This is a genomic window from Bacillus sp. XT-4 (genome assembly GCF_050864245.1).
Taxonomy (GTDB): domain Bacteria; phylum Bacillota; class Bacilli; order Bacillales; family Bacillaceae; genus Bacillus; species Bacillus altitudinis.
This window is the reverse complement of sequence record NZ_JBPAFI010000007.1, coordinates 75174-99719: the sequence shown is the minus strand read 5'-3', so window position 1 is coordinate 99719 and position 24546 is coordinate 75174. Positions and strand designations below refer to the sequence as shown.

At 43.1% G+C, this 24546-nt stretch carries 16 protein-coding genes; 9 read left to right on the top strand and 7 right to left on the bottom strand.

Features of this window, described 5'->3' with window-relative positions; translation table 11 throughout:
* Positions 1–7: 7 nt before the first annotated feature.
* Together ACRRMM_RS16740 and ACRRMM_RS16735 are read left to right on the top strand one after the other, a co-directional pair.
* A complete protein-coding gene (locus tag ACRRMM_RS16740) occupies positions 8–8206 on the top strand; it encodes an amino acid adenylation domain-containing protein (protein WP_428828770.1) in 8199 nt (2732 codons plus the stop codon).
* 6 nt (positions 8207–8212) lie between these two features.
* Entirely contained in the window at positions 8213–8953 is a 741-nt protein-coding gene (locus ACRRMM_RS16735) for a thioesterase II family protein (RefSeq protein WP_411232070.1), read from the top strand.
* A 38-nt stretch (positions 8954–8991) separates the two neighbouring features.
* On the opposite strand, the gene ACRRMM_RS16730 is transcribed toward ACRRMM_RS16735, so the two are convergent.
* Positions 8992–9906: a DMT family transporter gene (locus ACRRMM_RS16730; RefSeq protein ID WP_098680845.1), complete on the bottom strand. Its 915-nt coding sequence runs from the start codon at positions 9904–9906 to the stop codon at positions 8992–8994.
* A 131-nt stretch (positions 9907–10037) separates the two neighbouring features.
* Here ACRRMM_RS16730 and ACRRMM_RS16725 point away from each other — a divergent pair, with 131 nt between their 5' ends.
* Positions 10038–11375: a PLP-dependent aminotransferase family protein gene (locus ACRRMM_RS16725; RefSeq protein WP_428828771.1), complete on the top strand. Its 1338-nt coding sequence runs from the start codon at positions 10038–10040 to the stop codon at positions 11373–11375.
* Here the strand turns inward: ACRRMM_RS16725 and ACRRMM_RS16720 are convergent.
* Positions 11362–12063 carry a 4'-phosphopantetheinyl transferase family protein gene (locus tag ACRRMM_RS16720; protein ID WP_428828772.1) on the bottom strand — a complete coding sequence of 234 codons (702 nt, stop codon included), beginning with the start codon at positions 12061–12063 and terminating at the stop codon, positions 11362–11364. The genes ACRRMM_RS16725 and ACRRMM_RS16720 overlap by 14 nt on opposite strands.
* Before the next feature lie 143 nt (positions 12064–12206).
* Here ACRRMM_RS16720 and ACRRMM_RS16715 point away from each other — a divergent pair, with 143 nt between their 5' ends.
* Positions 12207–13067, top strand: a complete 861-nt coding sequence (locus ACRRMM_RS16715; protein WP_428828773.1) for an effector binding domain-containing protein — start codon at positions 12207–12209, stop codon at positions 13065–13067.
* Positions 13068–13092: 25 nt separating this feature from the next.
* Here ACRRMM_RS16715 and ACRRMM_RS16710 read toward each other — a convergent pair whose 3' ends face one another.
* Positions 13093–13683 carry a hypothetical protein gene (locus tag ACRRMM_RS16710; RefSeq protein ID WP_428828774.1) on the bottom strand — a complete coding sequence of 197 codons (591 nt, stop codon included), beginning with the start codon at positions 13681–13683 and terminating at the stop codon, positions 13093–13095.
* Between the two features lie 85 nt (positions 13684–13768).
* The gene (locus tag ACRRMM_RS16705; RefSeq protein ID WP_007498187.1) at positions 13769–14413 is read right to left on the bottom strand and encodes a YczE/YyaS/YitT family protein; all 645 of its coding nucleotides are present in this window, start codon (positions 14411–14413) and stop codon (positions 13769–13771) included.
* Positions 14414–14959: 546 nt separating this feature from the next.
* Here ACRRMM_RS16705 and ACRRMM_RS16700 point away from each other — a divergent pair.
* The 3 genes from ACRRMM_RS16700 to ACRRMM_RS16690 all read left to right on the top strand — a co-directional run bounded on the left by ACRRMM_RS16700 (position 14960) and on the right by ACRRMM_RS16690 (position 19535).
* Entirely contained in the window at positions 14960–18574 is a 3615-nt protein-coding gene (locus ACRRMM_RS16700; protein ID WP_432450911.1) for an isopeptide-forming domain-containing fimbrial protein, read from the top strand.
* Positions 18575–18580: 6 nt separating this feature from the next.
* Positions 18581–19141, top strand: coding sequence for a class D sortase (locus tag ACRRMM_RS16695; protein ID WP_041091092.1), 561 nt, complete (start codon positions 18581–18583; stop codon positions 19139–19141).
* Positions 19142–19250: 109 nt separating this feature from the next.
* Positions 19251–19535, top strand: coding sequence for an AbrB/MazE/SpoVT family DNA-binding domain-containing protein (locus ACRRMM_RS16690; RefSeq protein ID WP_428828776.1), 285 nt, complete (start codon positions 19251–19253; stop codon positions 19533–19535).
* Between the two features lie 39 nt (positions 19536–19574).
* On the opposite strand, the gene ACRRMM_RS16685 is transcribed toward ACRRMM_RS16690, so the two are convergent.
* Genes ACRRMM_RS16685 through tcyA form a run of 3 tightly spaced genes read right to left on the bottom strand, consistent with a single transcriptional unit; the run spans position 19575 to position 21825 of the window.
* Positions 19575–20318: an amino acid ABC transporter ATP-binding protein gene (locus ACRRMM_RS16685; protein WP_007498183.1), complete on the bottom strand. Its 744-nt coding sequence runs from the start codon at positions 20316–20318 to the stop codon at positions 19575–19577.
* Between the two features lie 12 nt (positions 20319–20330).
* A complete protein-coding gene (locus tag ACRRMM_RS16680; protein WP_035390475.1) occupies positions 20331–21023 on the bottom strand; it encodes an amino acid ABC transporter permease in 693 nt (230 codons plus the stop codon).
* On the bottom strand, positions 21010–21825 hold the full coding sequence (tcyA, locus tag ACRRMM_RS16675) for a cystine ABC transporter substrate-binding lipoprotein TcyA (protein ID WP_007498178.1): 816 nt from the start codon (positions 21823–21825) through the stop codon (positions 21010–21012). The genes ACRRMM_RS16680 and tcyA overlap by 14 nt, the downstream gene beginning before the upstream one ends.
* Before the next feature lie 361 nt (positions 21826–22186).
* Between tcyA and ACRRMM_RS16670 the strand changes: the two genes are divergently transcribed.
* Entirely contained in the window at positions 22187–22807 is a 621-nt protein-coding gene (locus ACRRMM_RS16670) for a dienelactone hydrolase family protein (RefSeq protein ID WP_428828777.1), read from the top strand.
* Between the two features lie 288 nt (positions 22808–23095).
* Positions 23096–24529: an amino acid permease gene (locus ACRRMM_RS16665; protein ID WP_008347282.1), complete on the top strand. Its 1434-nt coding sequence runs from the start codon at positions 23096–23098 to the stop codon at positions 24527–24529.
* Positions 24530–24546: the final 17 nt, after the last annotated feature.

Genomic DNA, 24546 nt, shown 5'->3' with positions numbered 1-24546 from the left:
AAAAAGAATGCTAGTTAGTAGACGAAAAGGAAATGCAGCAAATCATATTGTCAGGATCAATGGAAAACGAATCGATCTCAAAGCATTAGAGAAAGTCTTCATGCTTCACTTTCCACTAAAGGAATGTGCGCTCATCCCGAAGAAAAATCAAGAAGGAGGCCTATCGCTTGTGCTTTTTGCACAGGCGAAGGACCCTTCGCTGACAAGAGAGGATTTGATGAAAGGCCCGCTTCATCCTGATGAAGTGCCAGCCGCACTCGTCCTCGTCCCTTCCTTGCCGCGAAAAGAAAGTGGAGCGGTCGATACCGAGGCGCTGCTTGCCATTGATGTACTAGATGAAGAGGAACGAAGAAAGATAGAAGAGCGCACGAAAGCCATAGATGGAGTAGAGGAAGCAGCTGTTTTGATAGAGAGTCAGACAGAAAAACAAACACCTTATCATTTAGATGACCTCTTCCCGGATAGACAGCGTACAAATGGAAACGAATCGTTTTCAAAAGATGAAGTCAGCCAAACCATACAATCCTCCGTACAAGAAAAACCACCAGCTCTTGTTTATGGAGGTGATGTGATCAGAAAACCAGGTACACCAGTCACATTGACAGAGGTACTGATCCGAGCCGCCTTTATGTCACCAAATCGCGGAGTCACGTATCTCAAAGAAGGCGGTCATGAGGTGATCCAGACTTACCCGGAATTGCTCACAGGAGCGGAACGTGTCCTATCTGGATTAAGGGCAGCCGGACTTTCAAACGGCGATCAAGTGCTGCTTCAATTGAAAGACCATCAAGATTTTATCACGGTATTCTGGGGCTGTATTCTCGGTGGAATCATTCCAACCCCAGTCTCTGTACCGCCTGTGTATGATGAAATGAATCAAGGCGTGAACAAGCTCAAGGGCGTGTTTCAGCTGCAAAATGAGCCATTCATTATTACAAACGAAGCGAGTGCTGAGGACATTGCAGGGCTACGTAAAACGTTTGAATCAAAAGCGATTCCGATTTTAACAATCGAAACATTACTTGCCTGTGATCCAGATGAACAGCATTATGAACCAGAGCCGGATGAGCCTGTGCTTCAGCTGCTGTCCTCAGGAAGTACGGGTGTGCCAAAGTGTATCCGGCACAACCATCAAAGCATTTTATCTAGAATCATTTCCTTTGAGCAGGCAAATGGTTTCACGCATGAGGATGTATCAATGAACTGGATGCCGCTTGATCATGTAGGGGGCATTGTCATGTTTCATGTCCATGATGTGTACCTCGGCTGCCAGCAAATTAGTCCATCCATTGACCAATTTATCGAACGTCCGATGGTGTGGCTGGATTGGGTAGAAAGATACGGTGTCACAAGGACGTGGGCGCCAAACTTTGCCTTTGCGATGATGAATGAATATGAAGACGACATTCGCAAAGGGAGCTGGGATCTCTCCACCTTGACTTATATCATGAACGCCGCCGAAGCAGTTGTTCCTAAAGTGACGCAGCGTTTCATGCACATCATGGGTGAGCACGGATTAAGCCGCCATGCGATGGTGCCGGCTTATGGCATGTCAGAAACATCATCAGCCATTGTCCAGTCAAAAGAATTCATGCGTCATGATGATCAGGATGGACAACTGACCATTGATCAGACCTCATTAACAAGTGAGATTCAATATGTGACGCACGATCATCCGCACAAGATGACCTTTACAGAAGTTGGTGCACCAATCCCTTCTGTATGGATTCGGATTGTTGATGAGCATCACCATGTGCTGCCAGAAGATCAAGTCGGCCGCTTGCAGGTGAAGAGTCCAACGATTATGATGGGCTACTATCAAAATGAGGAAGCCAATGAAGAAGTATTTGCGGAAAACGGCTGGTTTCATACAGGAGATTTAGGATTTATTCATGAAGGGCGCCTAGTCCTCACAGGACGAGAAAAGGATATCATCGTTATCAACGGAGCGAACTATTTGAATTACGAAATTGAAGCCGTTGTGGAAGAAGTTGAGGGGGTTGAAGTCACCTTTGCCGCTGCGTACGGCATTTACAATCCCGAATCAAGTAATGACACACTTGCCGTCTTTTTTGTCACGGAGAAGGATTCGATAGAGGATCAAATCACAATGATTCAGCAGATTAGAGAGAGCATCATTCGCAAAATGGGAATCGAACCTGACCATATCATTCCGGTGAAAAAAGACCAATTTCCGAAAACAGAAAGCGGAAAAATCCAACGTGCCCAACTAGGTGCGGCACTGAAAGATGGGGTATTTCATGACATTGAACGTGCACTTGATCTTGCTTCAGAAAATGAACAAACCCTCCCAGATTGGTTCTTTAAACGTATTTGGGTAAAAGAGAATATCGGTCCATCTCAGCCAGTATCCACTGATCATGTACTCGTATTTGAGGATGAAAAAGGGCTTTATCAATCGCTTTATACACAATTTGAACAAATGAACCTGCCTTATGTTTCTGTAAAAAAGGGTTATGAATTTTTACGCCTGTCAAAAGGGATGTATCAGATGAACCCTCGAATCAAGGGGGATTACGTCAGACTTGTGGCGGCGCTTGAAGCCGATGAATTAAAAATTGGCCGTATGCTCCACTTGTGGAATGTATCAGACAAGGAGATGATGGCGAGCCCTGCGCAGTTCAAAGAACTGAATGCAAGCACTAGCCAATCCATTTTGTATTTGTATCAAGCATTGAGACAAGAAAATAAAGAGCCGATGCGTCTCGTTGTTGTCACAAAAGGTGGTCAATTTGTAAAACCGCAAGATGAGCTTCATGTGGAGAAAACGTCTCTTGCCGGATTATTAAAAACCATCCCGCAAGAATGGGAAGGGGCAGAAGTGTCTCACCTTGATATTGAAGCGGAGAATGTGGAACAGGATGCCAAGCATATTGCGGACGAACTAGGTGCGATTCATTTGAAAGCAGAAGTGTCTTACCGGCATGGCCAGCGCCTCGTACCAAAGCTGGAAAAAGTGAATATGATGACGGCACCTCAGACAGAAGGGTTTTTAGAATATGAAGGCTTGTACTTGCTGACTGGCGGGCTTGGCGGTATTGGATTTGAACTGTCTAAGCAAATGCTCCAATTTGGCTTGAAGCTCGTGTTAATTGGACGGACATCCCTTGAAGAAGACAGAGAAAAAGAGGCGTCATTCTCACAACTGAAAGATCTGGGAGACGCCCTTTATGTACAAGCCGATGTGACGAATTTATGTGACGTCGAGCGGGCGATTTATGAAGCAGAAAAGCATTTCGGACAGTCGATCCGAGGAGCGCTTCATTTAGCCGGTGCTGGCAATGTATCTGAGCACTTTCAGCATGTGGATACGTACACACTGTCTCATACAACAGAAGAAGATTTCGTCAAAGAACTTTCAGGGAAGGCAGATGGTGCTTGGGTGCTGCAAGAAGCCTTCAAGCATGATCCGTCAGTTCCACTCGTCTTTTTTGGATCAGTGAATGGCTTTTTTGGCGGCACCACATTTGGCGCATATTCTGCGGCGAACAGCTTTTTAGATGGACTCGCACATGCCCTTACCTATCATGAGGGAAGAAGAGCGATTTCGTTGAATTTCAGCATGTGGGATAATCTTGGTTTGTCTAAGGGACATACTGGGGCTGCGCTAACCGTTCGCAAGGGCTTTCAATTGATTGGAAAAAAACAAGGACTCCATTCATTATGTCTAGGTGTTCGGCTGAATGAAGCGCATCTATTTATTGGCCTAGATGGGGCGAATCAAGAAATCGCTGAACATCTTCAACCAGCACCAATCCCACATTTTGAAAAGAAACTGTACTATACGGTGCAATCAGGCAAAGAAGTGGATGCTGACAAGATCACAGGCATCATAGAGGGGAAATGGGACATTAGGCAAGTGGAAGATATACCGAAAAAACAAGATGGCTCTATTGATCACGAAGCCCTCAAACAGTTCCATCACAAAAACGCACAGCCGTTTGAAAAGCAATTGCCAGAAACGAAGACAGAGCAGGTGCTTGCGGCCATCTGGGAGGATATTTTAGAAGTCGATCGTGTGTACAAAGAGGATCAATTCTTTGACCTTGGTGGACATTCATTAAAGGCCACTCAAACGATTTCTCGTATTAATCATGAGTTTTCAATAAAGGCACCGCTAAAAATATTATTTGAAAGCAAGAATCTGGCACACTTGGCACAAATGGTCGATGACATCAATGGAGCACCAGCCATTCAGGAAGCCAGCATTCCAAAGCTGGAAAAACGAACAAGCTATGAGCTGTCACACGCTCAAAAGCGAATTTGGTTCTTATCTACATTAGAAAAGAGTCATCATTACAATATATTAGGTGCTTGGAAACTGATGGGCCAATTACACATCCAAACGTTAACAAAGGCGATCGGTCTCTTAACAAAACGTCATGAAGCACTGCGCGCAACATTTCAAACCATTGGCGGCAAGCCGGTTCAAGTCATCCGTGAAGATCTTCCGCCATCAGTAACCGTTGCGAACTTCTCATTATTTAATGAAAAAACAAGAGCGAGAAGATTGGAACAGCTGATTCAGCAAGAGGCGAACCGCATCTATGACTTAGAACGGGGACCGCTTGCACAGTGGACAATTGTTGATATGGGGAAAGAGGAATATTACTTGCTTTGTGCGCAGCATCATATCATTTCCGATGCATGGTCGCTCAGCCTGCTTATTCAAGAATTAGAAGTCGTGTATGGTGCGCTATTATCAGAGAAAACGCCTGAGCTACCTGCACTTGAGATTGAATGGACCGATTATGTTCATTGGGAGAATGAGCAATTAAAGAACCACCATGAGGCTCAGAGCTATTGGCTAGAAACGTTACAAGGAGAGTTGCCGGTATTAGAGCTCCCGTTTGACCGTCCTCGTCCGCCGGTTCAAACATTTAATGGAGCTACAGAGCAAATCGTGATAGATGAACCGCTTGTTCGTCGTTTACATGCCTTGTCGAGGCAGCAGGGGACAACACTATTTATGACGATGTTGTCAGCCTATTATGTCCTACTTCACAAGTTGTCTGGACAAACAGATGTCATTGTTGGATCGCCGATCGCTGGCCGTGATGTCGAACAATCAGAGAAGCTCGTCGGCATGTTTGTCAATACATTGGCGCTGAGACAGGATGTTTCAAAAGCCGATACCTTTGCCGATTTACTGGCAAAGGTGAAAGAAATGACGTTAAAAGCCTTTGAGCATCAGCATTATCCATTCGACAAGCTTGTGGATGACCTTTCAATTGATAGAGACCTAAGTCGTTCACCGATCTTCCAAGTCGCCATGGGGTATGTCACTGATTCGCTGGATATCAACCTAAAAGGACTGACATCGGAACAAGTGATGGTCCATCATACCGTCTCTAAATTTGATCTCACCTTGCATGTATTTGAGCAGGAGGACAAGCTGTCTATCCATGTGGAATATAATACGGATTTATTTGAGCAAGAAACGATCCACCGTATGATGAATTATTATCTCAATTTGTTAGATGGCATGACGGCTCAGCCTGAACGGACATTCGCTGACTTTTGCGTCATGGACAAAACAGAACAGAATGCCATGATCATAGGGAAAAATCAAACTGACACGCCTTATCCAAAGCGTACGCTGCAAGAATTATTTGAAGAACAAGTGCAGCGTGATCCGTACCGGATTGCTGTATCTTATATGGAAGAGCATATGACGTATCAAGATTTAGACGAGAAGGCGACAAATCTGGCTGCCTATTTACAGTCAAAGGGCGTTGGACCCGGTTCACTTGTCCCGATGCTGTTTGATCGTTCGTTTGACATGATGGTCTCAGTTCTAGGGATCGTCAAGTCGGGTGCTGCTTATGTACCGATGTCACCTGAGTATCCAGATGCCCGCATCGGTCTGATCGTTCGCGATACACAAAGCGATATCATTTTAACCCAGTCGCATCTGATCAATCGTTTAGACGATCTGAGCGGCACAAAGATTGAAATGGACAAGCCGTTACCAGAAACAGGCGCAGTGTATCAAAGGGAAAAATCGATTGTAGGAGAAGACCAGCTTGCCTATGTGAACTACACTTCAGGTTCAACAGGCACACCAAAAGGCGTGATGCTTCCTCATGCAGGAGTGGTCCGCTTAGTGAAAGAAACAAACTATATTGAGCTTGGTTCAGAAGATAAAATGCTTCAGCTGTCTAACTATGCATTTGATGCCTTTACCTTTGAATTATGGGGAATGTTGCTAAGTGGCGGTCAGCTGGTTCTGATCCCGAAATATGCTGCGCTGAATATGGACGAATTAACTCGTTTAATCAAAACGCATCAAGTCACAGCCAACTGTTTGCCAACTGCATTATTCAACCGGCTGATTGAGCATGATCCAAAAAGTGTGGCTGGATACCGTACATTACTCGTTGGCGGAGAAGCCATGTCTAGTGAGCATGCACGAAAGGCATTGCCACATATGAAGGGTGTGCTGATCAATGCTTACGGTCCAACAGAAAACACAACATTAGCGACCACTTATCAAGTCACACACGTACCGGAGGATGCAAGATCAGTGCCAATCGGTGTGCCAGTCGCCAACTCAACGGTTGTCATACTAGATGATCATCTCAATCCAGTACCAACAGGCGTCAAAGGAGAAATCTATATCGGCGGAACAGGGCTGGCAAAAGGATATTTGCATGACCCAGAGCGCACGAAGGAGAGGTTTATTGACAATCCATTCCCGGCATTAAAAGGGGACAAACTGTATCGTTCCGGTGACCTAGGGAAATGGCGGTCTGATGGCAGTATTGAATACCTTGGCCGAAAAGACAACTTGGTCAAAATTAGAGGCTACCGAATTGAATGTGGAGAAATTGAGACAGCCCTGCTCAAACATCCACAAGTAAAAGAATGTACCGTCATTGCTAAAACGTACGGCAGCTCAAAACGGCTGGCAGCCTACCTTGTCACAGATGGGGGAGAGCCTGTTCCCGGATGGAAAGCATTTTTACAGGAAAGCCTGCCAGGCTATATGATTCCAAGTTACTTTATCGTACTTGACGCAATTCCCGTCACAACGAATGGGAAGGTCGATCAAAAAGCTTTGCCGGAGCCGACAGACGCAGTCTCATCCTCACATGAAGACGATCAACCGGCAACAGAAACACAGCAGCTGATTGTGACAGCTTTCAGTGAAGTGCTTGGTGTCAAACGAGTAGGAATTCATGATTCATTCTTTGATTTAGGTGGAGATTCCATTATGAGTATTCAAGCCGTTGCCAAATTAAAAGAAAAAGGTGTCCGTGTTGATCCGAAATGGATTTTTATGCACCCAGCGCCAGCACAGTTAGCGGCATATTTGGACACAGTACCAGAAATAGGCGAGCCTGTCGAAAGAGCGCCGAAAGACTATGTAATCGAGTTGAAAAAAGGGGATCCGGCTGAACCGAGAATTTTCTTTGCACCGCCTGCTGGTGGAACGGTGATGGGGTATATCGATGTGGCCAAGCTCATGACACATGAAGGAGCTGTTTACGCCTTGCAGTCTCCAGGCTTATATGAGGATGAAGAACCACAATTCCTTCATTATACAGAGCTTGTCACCATTTTTATTGAAGCCATTGAGACATTCTATCGACCAGGCATTGATTATTTGGCAGGGCATTCTATGGGCGGACATCTTGCTTACGGAATGAATCAGAGACTCTGTCATGCAGGAAAAGCGCCAAAAGGATTGATCATTTTAGATACGGTTCCGGTATTAAGAGATGAGGCAGATCAAGCGCTTCATGCCGATATGAACGAAGAAGAAGTGAAAATGCTCGCCCTCGTCCTAGGTATGGGGAACCTCGTCGGCATCAAACCAGAAGCATTACAAGGGCTCAGTTTCCAAGAAGTGAAGCAGAAAATCCTCAAAGAAGCAGAAAAGGATGAAGTCGTTCATCAATTTATGAATGATCACTATTTAGATAAATACTTGCAAATGCAGACTCATAATACCATCATGTCACAAGCCATTGAATTAGAAAAAGACCCATTCTCTGTGCCGTTTTATATTATACAAAGCAGCGATCACGCCACAGATTTCCAGAAGAAATTTGCCGATTGGGAAGCTTACACGAGAGAAACGTGCTCGTATTATCAAATAAAAGGCGACCATGTGACCATGATGAAAAGACCGCAGGCAGATCAACTTGCGCAGATTCTTGAAACGATCGTAAAGGGGTAAGGACGTATGAACCAATTATTTAAAACCTTTGAAAAAAAATCAGATCTCATTCAGCTTATTTGTTTTCCTTTTGCAGGCGGATATTCCGCCTCTTACCGTCCGCTCTTTGAACAGCTGAAGGACACGGCCGAAGTGACAGCAGCAGAGCCTCCGGGTCATGGAACGAACCTCATGCCGCTTGAGTCAAGCATTGACCGGCTGGCTGAATTGTATAAAGAAGGACTGACAGGCAAATTAAACCGTCCATTTATTTTGTTCGGACATTCCATGGGTGGACTTGTGGTGTACAGACTGACTCAGCTGCTAGAAAAGGAAGGCATCGATCCGGCAGCAGTTGTCATTTCTGCCATTCAGCCGCCGCAAACAAAAAGACAAATATTGACCCATTTATCGAATGAAGCATTTGTTCAGCATATTGCTGAAATGGGCGGGATTCCAAAAGAATTGTTAGAGAACAAGCCAATGATGGATTACTTTACACCATCCTTACGTGCCGACTATCAAGCATTAGAATCCTTCCAGCATACGGACAAAACGATCATCGAATCACCCGTTTATTTATTGAACGGAAAGCAAGATAAGAAATGCATGGAAGACGCAGACGGCTGGCTAACATGGGCAAACGCCATCGAACGCACTGATTTCGAAGGAGGCCACATGTATATCAACACACACCTCGAGCAGTTCGCAGAACATATGAGGCATGTCATTGAGCAGACAACAAAAAGGCAATTCATCAGTCAATAAAAGAAAACAACGGCCCCGTCAAACGAGGGCCGTTTTCTTTATGAATTCCCCTTCCTCACCACATTCCCGCCAATCACTCCGCCAATGACGAGCACAGCTCCGATGAGGTGAACCATATCAATCGTTTCATGTAAAATAAGCACGCCAGCGGCAATGGTAATGAAAGCAGAAAGATTGTTAAAGATACTCACCTTTGCTGCTTCAAGGTGGGAAAGAGCATAGTTTGATAAATACGCTGTGAGCAGTGATGAGAGAATGCCTAAAAAGAGCATAGACCATACAAAGGATGGCTGCGTAAACGGACTGAAAAACTGCGGTAGTGTAGCATTTACCGAGTGCCGAATGAGAGCAGCAGCATTAAAGAAAACAAATCCAAAGAATGTCATCACGAAAGTCAGTTCAATGACATGGAATCGCCGTGTCATCACCCTGGCAAATACGCTATAGGCACTAGATGATAAGGCTGAAAGTAAGATCAGCACATAACCAATGAGATGAGAATGTTTCACATCAATTCCCTTCACCACAAAGAGGAGCATCACCCCGGACACAGAAAGAATGGTAAACAGCACCTGAATCGAGGTAGGGCGTTCCTTTAAACACCATGCTGCAAGCACCATTGTCAAAATAGGGATGGTCGCCTGTATAATACCGGCCTCTGATGAAGAGGTGAACATCAGCCCCCACACTTGAAATGCAAAAAACAACACAGGATAAAGCAAGGAAAATGGCACAATGTAAATGAGATCACGCCATTGAATGGAAAAACGGTACTTTTTTCGTAAAAATGGAAATAACAAAAGAGCGGCTGCGAAAGAAACGGTAAATCGGTGTGCCAATACATCAATCGGATTCGCTGATGCTAAGGCTACTTTGACAAACAAGAATGAAAAACCAATCATACAGGCGTATGCGATCGAAGCAGCATACGCTTTTTGTTTTGACATATCCATCAGAATTCTCCTTACACGAGCATGCATGCTTCAGTTGAATTGACCGGTTCTGTCTTTTTATCGTAAACGGATCAAGTAAAGTGTACAATAAGAGTTATTGATATCTGTACCGGTACAAGGAGGGTAGTACTGTGAGGAAATATGATCAGCTTGTGTTGAATATAAAAAACAAAATCGAGAGCGGTGAATACAATGCTGGAATGAAAATTCCATCCATTCGTCACTTAGCGGCTCAATATGCTGTGAGCAAAAGCACTGTCATAAAAGCACTAGACACATTAGAGCGTGAACACTTGCTGTACTCTGTAGAAAGAAGTGGCTATTTTGTCGTGAAAACCAATCAGTCAGCCGTTAAGAAGGGCAGCACATGGATTGATTTTGCTTCCTCTGCGCCTGATCCCATTGTATTTCCATATGTCGATTTTCAGCACTGCATCAATCAAGCGATTGATCTGTATCAAAATGATTTATTTATCTATGGCACCACCAATGGATTACCATCTTTACTGCCAATCATTTCAAAGCGTTTAACGGATTATCAAGTGTTTGCCTCTCCAGAACAGATCGTTATGACCTCTGGTATTCAGCTGGCTTTATCGATTTTAAGCACCATCCCGTTTCCAAATGGAAAACAGACCATATTGGTCGAACAGCCAGGCTATCACCTATACCTCCAATACTTAGAGAAAAACCAGCTGCCTGTCCGGGGGATTCAGCGGACGGAAAAAGGACTCGATCTTCAGGAATTGGAGCGTATCTTCCGAGAGGAGGATATTCGCTTTTTCTATACGATGCCAAGGTTTCAAAACCCGCTTGGAACGAGTCTGTCGAAACAAGAAAAAATAGCGATTGCAGCCCTTGCCGAAGCATATGATGTCTACATCGTTGAAGACGATTATTTGGCTGATTTAGAATTCGATACAAAAAGAGACCCGATCTATTCATATGATCAGGCGGGGAAGGTCATTTATTTAAAAAGCTTCTCAAAAATCATTTTTCCGGGGCTTAGAACAGGTGCTGTCGTCTTACCAAACGAGCTGATTGGCCCCTTTAGTGAACATAAACGGCTGATTGATATCGACAGCTCGATGCTCTCGCAGGCTGCTTTAGAAATTTATTTGAAAAGCGGGATGTTTGAGCGTCATAGAGAAAGGATGCAGGCGACCTATAGAGCTCGATCCAAACAACTTGTGGCCTGTTTGAAAAATGATCAAGGCGCTTATGCGCTGGGAGAAGAGGAGCCAGCTACCCATACCCACGTTCGTGTCGACCGGTCCATTCCGATGAATCAGCTTATTCAGCAGCTAAAAAAGGCTTCTGTGATGGTTCAGCCGATTGACCGCCATTTCATTTCTACTTATCAAAAGGAGCCTATACTTCAGCTGAACATTTGGCATGTAAAAGAAGAGGAAATCGCACGAGGCGTCGGTTTGTTAAAGTCATCACTTCAACAAATCACACGTTATTAAGGCGAGACAGCATGTTCTCACAAGTGAGTATCTCGACGTGCTCAGCCGCAGCGGGTTTTCTTGTACAAACCGCCATTTGGTAGGCAGGATCAAGTGAATATGTTTGGACAACGCAAGGGGCTTCGTGATCAGGTAATCTCAAAGTAGCCTGTCCATCCTCTGACAAGCGAGCGGTAAAGGATGAAAGACCATAGGATATTCCCTTCCCTGTCAGCTTGATAAAAGCCTCCTTCATGGACCATAAATGAAAGAAATAGGCTTCCTGCCGTTCTACCGGCTGTGAGAGTAAATCTTGATATTCGTCAGCTGAAAAAAATCGTTTGGCAATGGCTAAATCAATCGGTTTGATCTCTTCAATATCAATGCCAACAGGCGCATCATCTACTGCGCCCACGACCCAATCACCAGAATGAGAAAGATTAAAATGAAAAGAAGGAATTTGCCGGACAACAGGCTTTCCATTCCCTTCTGTTTCAAAAATGATCTGTTCCATAGGCAGTGCGTACATCTCATGAATGATGTGACGAATCAGTACCTCACCTAAAAGCGTTCTTCTTGCATCGATCAAAAAACGAAAGCGCTCAGTGGCGGCGCGTTTTTCAAGTGACACAAAAGGCTTCAGCTGTTCTATTTGGTTTCGTGCATTTTTATCATCTAAAGGTTGTAATTGAATAGCGAAAATCTTCATAACGGACCTCGATTTTTTACATTTATTGTACCATTGGATGAACACATGCAAAAGAGAAACAGACATCCTGTTCAATGAAAGCACAAAATGACAGGAAGGTGCGGGCGGTTCTCGATATAGTGGAAAAGGAAGGAGAGGGAAAAATGATTCACTTGATCATGGATAGTATCAATTATATGGAAGAGAGGCTGGATCAGCCTTTGCAGATCGAAGAAGTGGCAGAGGCCGCATGTATGTCTAAATTTCATTATCAGCGGCTATTCCATATGCTGACGGGAATTGCAGTAGCAGAATATATTCGCAAAAGACGATTAACCCTTGCGGCAGAAGAATTCATGACCAAGCAAGTGAAAGTCATTGATGCGGCGGTGAAGTATGGCTATGAAACCCCAGAGTCGTTTGCGAAAGCCTTCAAGCGGCATCATGGATATACACCGGCAGCAGTGAAAACAGGCGAGTATACAGTGAAAGCCTACCCCCGTCTCTCCTTCGAACTTCAAATAAAAGGAGTCGAACCGATGCATTATCGAATTGTGGAAAAGGATTCATTTTCAATCATGGGCAGAAAACTAAAGACAACAACAAAGAATAGCCAAAACAAACAGGATATTCCCGCCTTTTGGAAGCGTGTCAATCAAGAAGGATGGACGGATTCACTGGCTCATGCAGCTGGAGAACTCGGATATATCGGTGTATGTGCGCATTTTGATGAAACGCTTGAAACATTTGACTATATCATTGGGATTGAGCAAGGTGAGGAAGAACCAGATTCGACCATGACAGTCGAGCAGATTCCGGCCAGTACGTGGGCTGTATTTCAGGCAAAGGGGCCTGTCGAAACCGCTGTGCATTCAACATGGACACGTATTTTCACAGAATGGTTTCCTGCCTCAGGATATGAGCATGCTGGGGGAATGGAGATGGAAACGTACCCTTTAGATGGAGAGATACATTCTCCAGATCATGTGACATTGATTTGGATTCCAATCCGTAAACAATCATAAAAAAGGCAGCGTATCTCGCTGCTTTTTATCCTTGTGTGAGGACGTGAACACCGTTTGGATCGGTCGTATTCATCCCATGAGAATCTATCATCTTCACTTCAAGTAAAGAGAGACGTTCTCCCTTTTTCCAATGAATAGGTTGTGTCAAACCGTCCAGCAACTGATCGACCGTAGGTGTATGAGTCAAATCAGGTACTGCGATCGTCATCTCGGCAATTGCTTCTTCACCAGTTTCAATCACATCTTTCCGCCGCTGCAATTCAAGCCTTAAGCGCATCGGTGTAGAAAGAAACGTTCTTCGCTCCCCAGTCTGGATTGCCCAGTTTCTCTTTTGCGCTTGTACCAGCAGCTGATCATATTCATCATCAGTCACTAGAAAGCCGATGTGATCAAAAAGGACTTTTTTACTATAACCAAATGTGATATTGATCTGTCCCTTTCTCATCTCAATGATTCGGAAAGAGGGCTTCTTCTCTCTAAAATCATCCCATGTCTGCGGAGGGGGAAAGGAACCTTCCTTTGCGAAACGCCCCTTTACTTCAAAGCCTAATGAGGTGTACGCCTTCTCTGTCTCCTCAACAAATGGTGTCCAGTAATGATAATGGAAAAGCTGCATCAGAGGATCATCTCCTGTTTTAAGAATATTGCGTCTATTTAGTTTAGCACAAAACAAGCCATTCATTTAGTAGAATGGCTTGTTCTTATCGGGTAAGGGTCTGAACAGGTTTCTCCGCTGTTTTTGTAATGAGCAGTTGCAAGAGCCGTGTCGATTGTGGCAATGAAAAGCGAAGGACGAGTCCGGTAAAGATGGCCGTCAGAATCGTTCCAATGCCAATCGGGCCGCCGAGCATCCATGCAAATAGGAGCACGGTTAACTCAATACCATTTCGAACCCACTGCACGTTCAGCCCCGTTTTTGCTGAGATGAGCAACATTAATGAATCCCTTGGCCCAGCGCCAAGGTTGGCTGAGACATAAATGCCAACGCCATACCCAGACACAATCACGCCCGTAATAAACACATATAAAGCAGGTAAATACCCATGTGGTGCAGGTAATACTGCATTAAAGAAATCAATAAACACGCCGATCAGCACCATATTGAGCAGGGCGCCGATCTTTGGAAAAGATTTCGTGAAAACAGATGTCAGTGTCACAATCAGTGCACCAATAATGATCGACCATTGTCCAATGGTTAAACCAAAATGCTGAAACAGTCCATAATGAAAAGCGTCCCACGGACCAATGCCAAGGATCTTTCCCTTCACTGTCAGCGATAGTCCAAAAGCAAGTACAATTAATCCAACAAAATAAAAAAACCAACGTAAAAGATGTTCCCGCTTCAAAAGCTTTCCCTTCTTTCTTAAACACTCGATTTCAATCGTAACATACTCGCACGCCCCTTTAAATGGCTTTGCTCAATTGTAATCGCTTACTCGATAAAAAGAATTTTTTCCATAAAAAGAGCAGAAAACATCAAATTTTGGAGCAAGACTTTTGAATTGTTTTTTTTAACAAAGCGAACCAATAATTACCAATTTTTATGAAAATAAGAAAAAAATTCAATATAAAATGACAAAAAAACAACCTTTATCCAATTAAAGAATATTCAAGATAAAATAGAATAGATTGTATGTAAATTGCGTCGTTAGGCCTGTTTTTATTGATAGATAAAATATTTAATACACGATAAAAAAACTTGTTTTATTGGAAAAAACATAGATGAATCAGATGTCGAAAGCTGTATATGACCAAAGGGCTATTTTTGTCGAAAATAGTCTTTTAGTCATGTTGAGGGTTCTGAAATGTTACTGATATTCTTTACCAAAGTGTGGGAGGTGAACTGGTACATACCATTATGATGTAAAGCAGGGAAAAGGGGATGTCAAAAAATGAACATATTAAAAAGAACGAGTCAATTATTTCTTATATTGGTGCTGATCGCTGGAAATTTATTAACGGTCTCACCACCTGTTACAAAAGCTGCTGGAACAGTGGTCGTGAACAATACGGATTCCTATATGATTGGGACTAGGCCACTAGTTCTTCAGCAACTCGATGGAAATGATCCAACAAATGTTAAAGCTAGTGTAGAGGTGAAAGGAATCGATATAGGCGCAGTGAATGGTGTTGCTGTTAGCGATCGAGAAAATGTAGTGTATGCAACTGCAAATGGCACTAGCCTTACTCTATATAAAATAAATGCGACATCAGGGCAAGCACAAGTCGTAACGAAACTACCTGAAGGCGCTACTAATGCCGTTGTGCATCAAGATAAATATATTTATTCTTATTTTTCTAATGGTGATTCTTTCCTTGGAACGTACGATTTAGTTACGGGTCAAAAAACGTCCAAAAAAATCGTCGGTTATGACGCTGGCTCTGGCATTGGTGGTGACATTGGCGGAGATCTTGTAGTCGATAAGGATGGCTATCTTTGGTTTGCATCTAATAACAGTGGAGCCGTTGCGCAAATGAATCCTGAAACAGCTGAAGTCATTCGTGTCATTCCGATTACAAATGCGGATGGTAAAACGATTGACGGAGGCGTGCGGGGAATTAGCTTCTTGCCAAATGGGCAGATGCTATTACAGTCAGGATTAAATGAATCCATTGGTCATTCCACTCTTTTTACACTTGATGCGAAAACATTAAGTACAACATATATGGGCACTGCAGGTGATTCATTATCTTACGACTTAGCTTCAAGGGTGAAGCCTGAATTCGATCCATATCCACCTAACCTTGAATCAGAAAAATCGGTTGCTTTACAGAAAAAAGCAGAAGGCAACACAGATGAAAAGCATCCAGAAGTAGGCGACACTTTGCTTTATACAATTAGAGCAAAAAATACGGTGCAATTCGGCATTCTTAAAAATCTGATCATATCAGATAACCTTCCGAGCAGCTTAACCTATGTTTCTGGTTCTCTTAAGGTAGATGGCACAAGCGTAACAGATGCAAAGGATCAAGACAAAGGTGACTTTACAAACGGTACTGTGACAGGTCAAATAGGTGATGTGAAAGACACCGATTGGCACACTGTGACATTTGAAGCGAAAGTAGCAAAAGGGCAAGCGGGTAAAGATATTCAAAATACAGCGAATGTCAAAGGGGAAAACACACCGCCAGACAATCCAACAACAAACATAGAAATTTATCCTCGTGATCCGAAGCTTGAATCAGAAAAATCAGCGGTCTTACAGAAAAAAGCAGATGGGAATACAGATGAGAAGCACCCAGAAGTAGGGGACACATTGCTGTATACCATTCAAGCCCGTAACGCTGTTGAAGATAGTGTAATAGAAGACCTTGTGATTTCTGACAAGTTACCTCAAGGATTATCTTATGTACCAAATTCTCTACAGGTAGATGAGAATCCAGTCACAGATGCAAAAGATGGCGACAACGGTGATATGACAGATGGAACTGTCACTGGAACGCTCGGTGAAGTGAAAGATACGAAATGGCATACCGTGACGTTTGAAGTCACAGTTGAAAAAGGCCAGGCAGGCAAAGATATTCAAAATACAGCGAGTGTCACAACCGGCAACACACCGCCAAACGAGCCGACAACGAATGTAGAGATCTATCCTCGTGACCCGAATCTGACTTCTGAAAAATCAGCCGTCTTGCAGAAAAAAGCAGATGGCAATACAGATGAGAAGCATCCAGAGGTCGGTGATACACTTCTTTATACGATTAAAACAAAGAATACGATAGAAGACAGTCTCGTTGAAAATTTAGTGATCTCAGACGAACTGCCGGAAGGATTAGCGTATGTGCCGGATTCACTTCAAGTGGATGGAGAGGCAGTCACTGACGCAAAGGATGACGATAACGGAGACTTCACAGATGGTACCATTTCAGGACAATTTGGTGACGTTCAAGATACAGATTGGCATACCGTGACATTTGAAGTGACGGTTGAAAAAGGTCAATCTGGCAAAGACATTCAAAATACAGCGAGTGTCACAGGTGAAAACACACCACCAGACGATCCGACAACAAAAACAGAAATCTATCCTCGTGATCCAAAGCTTGAATCAGAAAAATCAGCCGTCTTACAGAAAAAAGCAGAAGGTAACAAAGATGAGAAGCATCCAGAAGTGGGAGATACCCTGCTTTATACAATTAAAACAAAGAACACGATAGAAGACAGCCTTGTGGAAAATCTAGTGATCTCAGATCAATTACCAAAAGGGCTGAAGTATGTCGCTGGGTCTCTTGAAATTGATGGAGAATCTGTCACAGATGTGAAAGACGACGATAGCGGAGACTATACAGATGGAAAGGTCACAGGTTATTTTGGTAATGTGAAGGACACAGATTGGCATACCGTGACGTTTGAAGTGACAGTTGAAAAGGGACAGGCTGGTCAAGACATTCAAAACACTGCCGAAGTAACAGGTGAAAACACACCGCCAGATGATCCAACAACGAATACAGAAATTTATCCTCGTGAACCAAAACTAGCATCAGAAAAGACAGCGAGCATTCAGAAAAAAGCAGAAGGAAACACAGATGAAAAAACACCACAGGTAGGCGATACCCTTCTGTATACGATCAAAACAAAGAACCTTGAAGAGGACAGCATCGTCGAAAATCTCGTGATTTCAGATCAACTACCAGAAGGTCTTGAATACGTCGAAGGATCATTAAAAGTAGATGACCAAGCCGTCACAGATGCAAAAGATGACGACAACGGAGACTACACAAAAGGCACAGTAACCGGACAATTTGGTGATATCAAAGACACAGACTGGCATACGGTGACGTTTGAAGCGAAGGTCGCTAAAGGCCAAGCGGATAAAACCATTCAAAACACAGCAAAAGTAACAGGCGAAAACACGCCACCAGATGAGCCGACAACCGAAACAAACATTGATCCAAGAGATCCAAAGCTTGAATCAGAAAAAACATCTGAGATCTCTCAAAAAGCAGAAGGCAATACAAATGAAAAACAAGTTCAGGTAGGCGACACTCTCCTTTACACGATCAAAACAAAAAATAGTGTAGAAGACAGTGTCATCAAAGATCTAGTCATCACAGATCAACTACCAGAAGGTCTTGAATACGTCGAAGGATCATTAAAAGTAGATGACCAAGCCGTCACAGATGCAAAAGATGACGACAACGGAGACTACACAAAAGGCACAGTCACCGGACAATTTGGTGATATCAAAGACACGGACTGGCATACGGTGACGTTTGAAGCGAAGGTTGCGAAAGGATCTGGAGGTAAAACCATTCAAAATATCGCAGTTGTGAAGGGTGATAATGTTGACGAACCAGACAAACCTGAAAACTCAACAACGGTAGTACCGCCGCATGTGCCAGAGGTGCCAGCAAATCCAGAGCAGCCTTCTCATTCAGAATCGGATACACCTGGTCATCATCTTCCGAACACTGCAACAGAGATGTACAACCTTTTACTAGCAGGATTTGCACTTGTACTAATAGGTGCATCCCTTATTGTATGGAAAAGAAGAAAAAGAAACGGATAATCGTCCATGTTTCAAAAAATCATCTCAGCTCTATTGATTACAGCAGGTATTTGTCTTGTGATTGTAGGATATATGAAAATCGTTGATGGACAAAGACAAGTAGATCAATCATTCCAGTCTGCGCAAGCAGCCATCCAGCAAAAGGGGAAAGCGGATTCCCCTTTTGTGCCGAAGGCTGGTGAAACCATTGGGCTATTGCACATTCCAAAGTTAAAAGCTGAGTTACCGATTGTAGAAGGAACGGAAGCGGAGGATTTAGCAAAAGGCGTTGGTCATTATCACGAGAGTTATTTTCCTAATGAGCAGGGACAAATTGTGTTATCTGGGCATCGAGATACTGTATTTAGACGAACAGGAGAGCTTGTGAAGGGGGATCAGCTCATCATTGAGCTTTCATACGGTCGATTTGTCTATGAAATTGAGAAAACAAAGGTTGTCAAAAAAGAGGATACAAGTATTATTACATTGCAGCATAAAAAAGAAGAACTTGTCTTAACCACATGTTATCCTTTTTCTTTTATTGGTCCTGCACCAAACAGATATATTATATATGGAAAGCGTGTGTAGACACTGATCCAGCCTGCGGCTCCTCCTTCATTTTCCCGCCGATCGAGCAGATCGTCTGATAAGGAGGTGATCGTCTATATAGTATCTATAGATGCAGGAGGGGATCAATTTGATAAATGAAGACTATGTACGGTATATAGATAAATTTGGGAGAGTTGTTCTCCCGACAGATATTAGAAAACAATTAAAAATTCGACCGCAAGACTTTATAGAAATCTATCAAGAAGAAAGTCACATTGTGATAAAGCCTTATTGGCAGGATAAACCTTGTATCGTTACAGGGCAAGTCACCTGTTCCAATAAGGCCCTGTCAGGTGGTGTAGTTGTCAGCCCAGAGGGAGCGAGACTGCTCCTGCAAGATTTACTAGCGCTGCGGCTGCAAAAAGAGATATAAAAAAAGGCTGTTCTCACATGATGAGAACAGCCTTTTTGATCATACTGGATTCAAAATCCGATTTAAGAATTGTTTTGTTCGTTCTTCCTTTGGTCGTTTGAAGATTTCTTCAGGAGGACCTTGTTCGACGATGACGCCACCATCAATAAAAATCACTTCGTCCGCCACTTCTTGGGCAAACTTGATTTCATGTGTGACAACCGCCATCGTCCAGCCTTCTTTCGCTAAATCTTTCATGACCTTTAAGACTTCCCCGACAAGCTCAGGATCAAGCGCAGAGGTTGGTTCATCAAAAAGCATAAGCTCTGGCTGAATGGCAAGTGCTCGGGCAATGCCGACACGTTGCTTTTGACCGCCTGACAGCTGGAAGGGATACAAATCTTTTTTATCCTCAAGTCCTACCTTTTGCAGAAGCTGAATCGCTTCTTTTCGCACCGCTTCTTTCGGACGGCGCTGGACTTGGACTGGACCTTCCATCACATTCTCAAGAACAGTGCGATGTGGGAACAGATGATAATCTTGAAACACCATGCCTGACTTCCGGCGAAGCTTGAGCAAATCAGCTTGTTTATTTTTTTTAGAAAAATCAATCGAGAAATCATCGAAGGTAAAGGAGCCTGCATTTGGAATTTCAAGTGCATTTAAACAGCGAAGCATCGTTGTTTTTCCTGAACCTGATGGACCAAGAATCGCCACAACCTGCCCTTTGTTGATCGTAAAATCAATCGACTTTAAAATCTCATTTTCACCAAAGGATTTGTTTAAGCCTTTGACTGTTAGCATGTCGTTCCCTCCTTACCTTGCGACATATCGATCAAGTCGTTTTTCAATTTGGTGTTGAACGAGCGATAGAATGAAGCAGAATACCCAATAGATCAGGGCTGCTTCCATATAAATAAATAAAATTTGATCCAAGTTCGCCGCAGCAATTTCCTGTGATTTACGGAACATCTCTGCCACGAGGATTTGGGAGGCAAGCGATGTATCTTTCACCAAACTAATGAATGAATTAGACAGCGGCGGAATCGATACACGCACTGCCTGCGGTAAAATCACGCGGATGAGCGTTTTGCGATGGGTCATCCCAATTGAATAACCAGCTTCCCATTGTCCTTTAGGAACAGACAGGACGGATGCACGGATAATCTCTGACGCATACGCACCTACGTTTAATGAAAAAGCAATAATGGCACTTGGATATGGATCTAGTGTGATATTAAATGTCGGAAAGAAATAGAAAATAATAAACAATTGCACAAAAAGCGGCGTTCCGCGAACGGCCGACACATAGATGGAGAAAATCCATCTGAGGGCTTTGATTTTAGACATTCTAGCAAGAGCTGTCACAAGCGCGATAAAAAGACCAATAATGAAGGCAATGATGGCAAGGGGGATTGTATAATAAATCCCCTGCATCACCATTGGCCAAAAAGATTGCTGAAGAAGATCCCAAGGAATGACGACTCCTAGGGTATTACTTTGTAACATCTTCACCAAACCATTTCTTAGAAATCTTAGCGAGTGTACCGTCTTTCTTCATTTCTTTTAATGCGCCATTCACTTTGTCAACGACTTCGCCGCTACCTTTTCTGAAGGCAAAATACGTTTCTTGTGGATCTCCTGTTTCAAATGCAACTTTTAGGTTTTTGTTACCGCTTGTTTTCAAGTAATTCAAGACAGCTAATTTATCATTGAACGTCAAATCAGCACGCCCTTGCTGAATCAATTGAATGGATTGTGCAAGACCTTCAACCCCTTCAATTTTAGCGCCAGCATCTGTAGCTAATTTGTTATAGTTACTTGTTAATGATTGCGCTGCTTTTTTGCCTTTCACATCAGAAAGTTTCTTGATGTCATTGTTATCTGATTTTGTCACAACAATGGCTTGAGACGTTGTGTATTTATCAGAGAAATCATATTGATTTTCACGTCCAGTTTTACCAACTTGGTTCGCTACCACATCAAAACGTTTAGAATTCAGACCAGCAAACATGCTGTCCCATTGTGTTTCTTTGAATTCTGGTTTTAAGTCAAGACGTTTTGCGACTTCTGTGATGACCTCGACATCATAGCCAGTTAATTTATCTGTTTTTTTGTCATGGAAGGTGAAAGGAGCATATGTACCTTCTGTACCGATGGTTAATACGCCTTTATCCTGAATGGATTTCCAAAGGTCACCCGATTCCTTAGACCCAGATTGTTTATTTGCGCTGTCATTTGCAGCTGATCCACATGCTGTGATCAATGCAACACAAGCGCCTAAAATAATGGCAAAGAACATTTTTTTCATTTTATTCCCCACTTTTCTTGTTGGTATTTACAACATATGATCTTACAGAGAAGCAACCTAAAAGTAAAGCATTTGAAACTAGCTTGAGCGAATCTCACCAACTTTATGCCTTGAACTGGTTGAACGGATAAACGATAGAACTATACCCAAAACAAAAGGTGGATAAAACCAAACGCATTCTCAAACGATGATGAAGAGAGTTCGATTGATGAGAATGTGAGATAGACTATTTAATGGAAAAATATGCTATGATTTTCACATCGAAAGAAGTTTATGTGAGTGTTGATCAGTCGACTTAAATGACTTTTTAAAGTACACGATCCTCCAGTGAACAAACGAAATAAAAGGGAAGTGTGATCATTTGCATACATCGAAACAAAAACCTGTCATGATTTTAGTACACGAAATATACGGAATAAATGATCATATGAAGAGTATGATCGATCATTTTGACAAAGCTGGTTTTGAGGTTTATTGTCCTCATTTATTAGGACAGGCTAAACACTTCCCTTATGCCAGTGAGAATGAGGCATATGACTACTTTATGAATAATGTTGGTTTTGATGAATCGGTAAAGATCGTATTGAATGTGGCAAAAGAGTTAAAAACGAAAAATGCAGAGAGAGACATATGTCTGATAGGTTTTAGTGTGGGGGCAACAATTGCTTGGCAATGCAGCCAATATGATCAGTTGTTTACCGGAGTCATTGGATTTTATGGTTCAAGGATAAGAGATTTTCTCGATATGAAGCCTGCCTGCAATACGTTGTTATTTTTCTCGGAAGTTGAAGCATCTTTTAACCCACGGGAGGTTGCGAATGTTTTGGAGAAAAAGGAAAAGCTTTGCGTGAAAATAGTAAAGGGGCAGCATGGGTTCGCCAATCCAGATTCTACGACTTTTCACGCTGAATCTAAAAATCGCTGCTTTCAAGAAATCGATGGTTTTATCAAAGAGTGTCTACAAAAGGAAAATGACTCATGACTGTTTGAAATGAGACTCGAATAGAGGGAAATGAAACCAGTGTCTCATGTAAGTTTGCATGCTGGTTTTTTCGTACAATTCTGTTGGATATTAGGCATCCTATCAAATGATCAAAATCACCGTATAGTTGTGCGAACATTACTAAAATAAAGACTTTGTTACAGTGACGATAGAAGGAAGCATATTTATTATAAAAGATGTATAATTAGTAGGTTGTTTTGAAAATGGAATAATCACATGGAGACATGTTTTGATAACAGAACATCTTAGAAGAAGGAGGGCATCATTGTGGATGTTGGACAAAATCAGCCCGAACAATTGAAAAGGGCGATGACCTCCCGCCATTTATTTATGATTTCTCTTGGCGGTGTCATTGGGACAGGCTTTTTCCTTGGAACGGGCTATACGATTGGACAAGCAGGGCCAGTTGGAGCTGTTCTTTCCTATATTGTGGGCGGATTGATTATGTATTTAACCATGCTGTGTCTTGGAGAGCTCTCAGTCGCGCTTCCTGTGTCGGGGTCGTTTCATACGTATGCGACGAAATTTGTGAGTCCTGCAGCAGGATTTGCTGTTGGCTGGATTTATTGGCTTGGCTGGGCAGCCACTGTGGCGCTGGAATTTTTATCAGCAGGGCAGCTGATGAGACGCTGGCTTCCACAAGTGGATGTGTGGATTTGGTGTCTCATATTTGGGCTGTGTTTGTTCTTATTAAATGCCAGGTCAGCGAAAGCGTTCGGGGAGTCGGAGTTTTTCTTTTCAACCATTAAGATTGTTGCCATCTTACTATTTATTGGCGTAGGCGGAGCGGCGATGTTTGGTTTTATTCAAACGACGAGCGGGGAACCAGCTCCTTACTTTAGTCATTTTGTGAGTGACGGTCTGTTTCCGAATGGCTTGCTCGCCGTTGTCGTCACGATGATCACGGTGAATTTTTCGTTTCAAGGAACGGAGCTGATCGGGATTGCGGCAGGAGAAAGTGAAAATCCAGAGAAAACCGTGCCTCGCTCGATTCATCAGACGGTTTGGCGCACCCTTGTCTTTTTCGTTTTATCTATTTTTGTCTTAGCGGGCATGGTGCCTTGGAAGGAAGCAAGTGTGCTGCAAAGCCCATTTGTCACTGTGTTTGAGAGAACGGGCATTCCTTATGCGGCAGATATCATGAACTTTGTCATTATCATTGCTTTATTATCTGTGGCGAACTCTGGCCTATATGCCTCTACGAGAATGCTGTACTCTTTGTCGAAGGAAGGAATGGCAGGGAAGGCGTTTAGACGAGTCAATCAGCGGGGCATCCCGATGAATGCATTACTGCTCACTTTCCTGTTTACAGGTATTTCGTTATTATCAGGATTCTTTGCAGAGAAAACCGTTTTTGCTTGGATCGTGTCTATTGCGGGCATGAGTGCCCAAACCGGCTGGATTACGATTACATTATCACAGCTGCTTTTCCGCAGAAGATATTTGAAAGCAGGCGGAAAGCTGGAAAACCTAAAATTTAAAACCCCTCTTTATCCGGTACTGCCGATCATTGCGATCACGCTGAATTCGATTGTGCTAATCAGTCTTGCCTTTGATGCGGAGCAGCGGATTGGGCTGTATGTCGGCGTACCGCTCATGATCATTGGATATGTTGTCTATCACCGCTATGTGAAAAAACATCAGGTGAAAAGTGAACCGCTCCAGTTGCAAATCCACGGAGATGATGAGATTCGGTTTTAATTCAAAAAAAGAAGCCT

Bases quoted from the DNA above. Each gene is read 5' to 3' on its own strand.
- ACRRMM_RS16740 (WP_428828770.1), top strand. From the start codon at position 8: ATGCTAGTTAGTAGACGAAAAGGAAATGCAGCAAATCATATTGTCAGG.
- ACRRMM_RS16715 (WP_428828773.1), top strand. From the start codon at position 12,207: ATGATTCACTTGATCATGGATAGTATCAATTATATGGAAGAGAGGCTG.
- ACRRMM_RS16720 (WP_428828772.1), bottom strand. From the start codon at position 12,063: ATGAAGATTTTCGCTATTCAATTACAACCTTTAGATGATAAAAATGCA.
- ACRRMM_RS16680 (WP_035390475.1), bottom strand. From the start codon at position 21,023: ATGTTACAAAGTAATACCCTAGGAGTCGTCATTCCTTGGGATCTTCTT.
- ACRRMM_RS16695 (WP_041091092.1), top strand. From the start codon at position 18,581: ATGTTTCAAAAAATCATCTCAGCTCTATTGATTACAGCAGGTATTTGT.
- ACRRMM_RS16685 (WP_007498183.1), bottom strand. From the start codon at position 20,318: ATGCTAACAGTCAAAGGCTTAAACAAATCCTTTGGTGAAAATGAGATT.
- tcyA (WP_007498178.1), bottom strand. From the start codon at position 21,825: ATGAAAAAAATGTTCTTTGCCATTATTTTAGGCGCTTGTGTTGCATTG.
- ACRRMM_RS16710 (WP_428828774.1), bottom strand. From the start codon at position 13,683: ATGCAGCTTTTCCATTATCATTACTGGACACCATTTGTTGAGGAGACA.
- ACRRMM_RS16700 (WP_432450911.1), top strand. From the start codon at position 14,960: ATGAACATATTAAAAAGAACGAGTCAATTATTTCTTATATTGGTGCTG.
- ACRRMM_RS16735 (WP_411232070.1), top strand. From the start codon at position 8,213: ATGAACCAATTATTTAAAACCTTTGAAAAAAAATCAGATCTCATTCAG.
- ACRRMM_RS16730 (WP_098680845.1), bottom strand. From the start codon at position 9,906: ATGGATATGTCAAAACAAAAAGCGTATGCTGCTTCGATCGCATACGCC.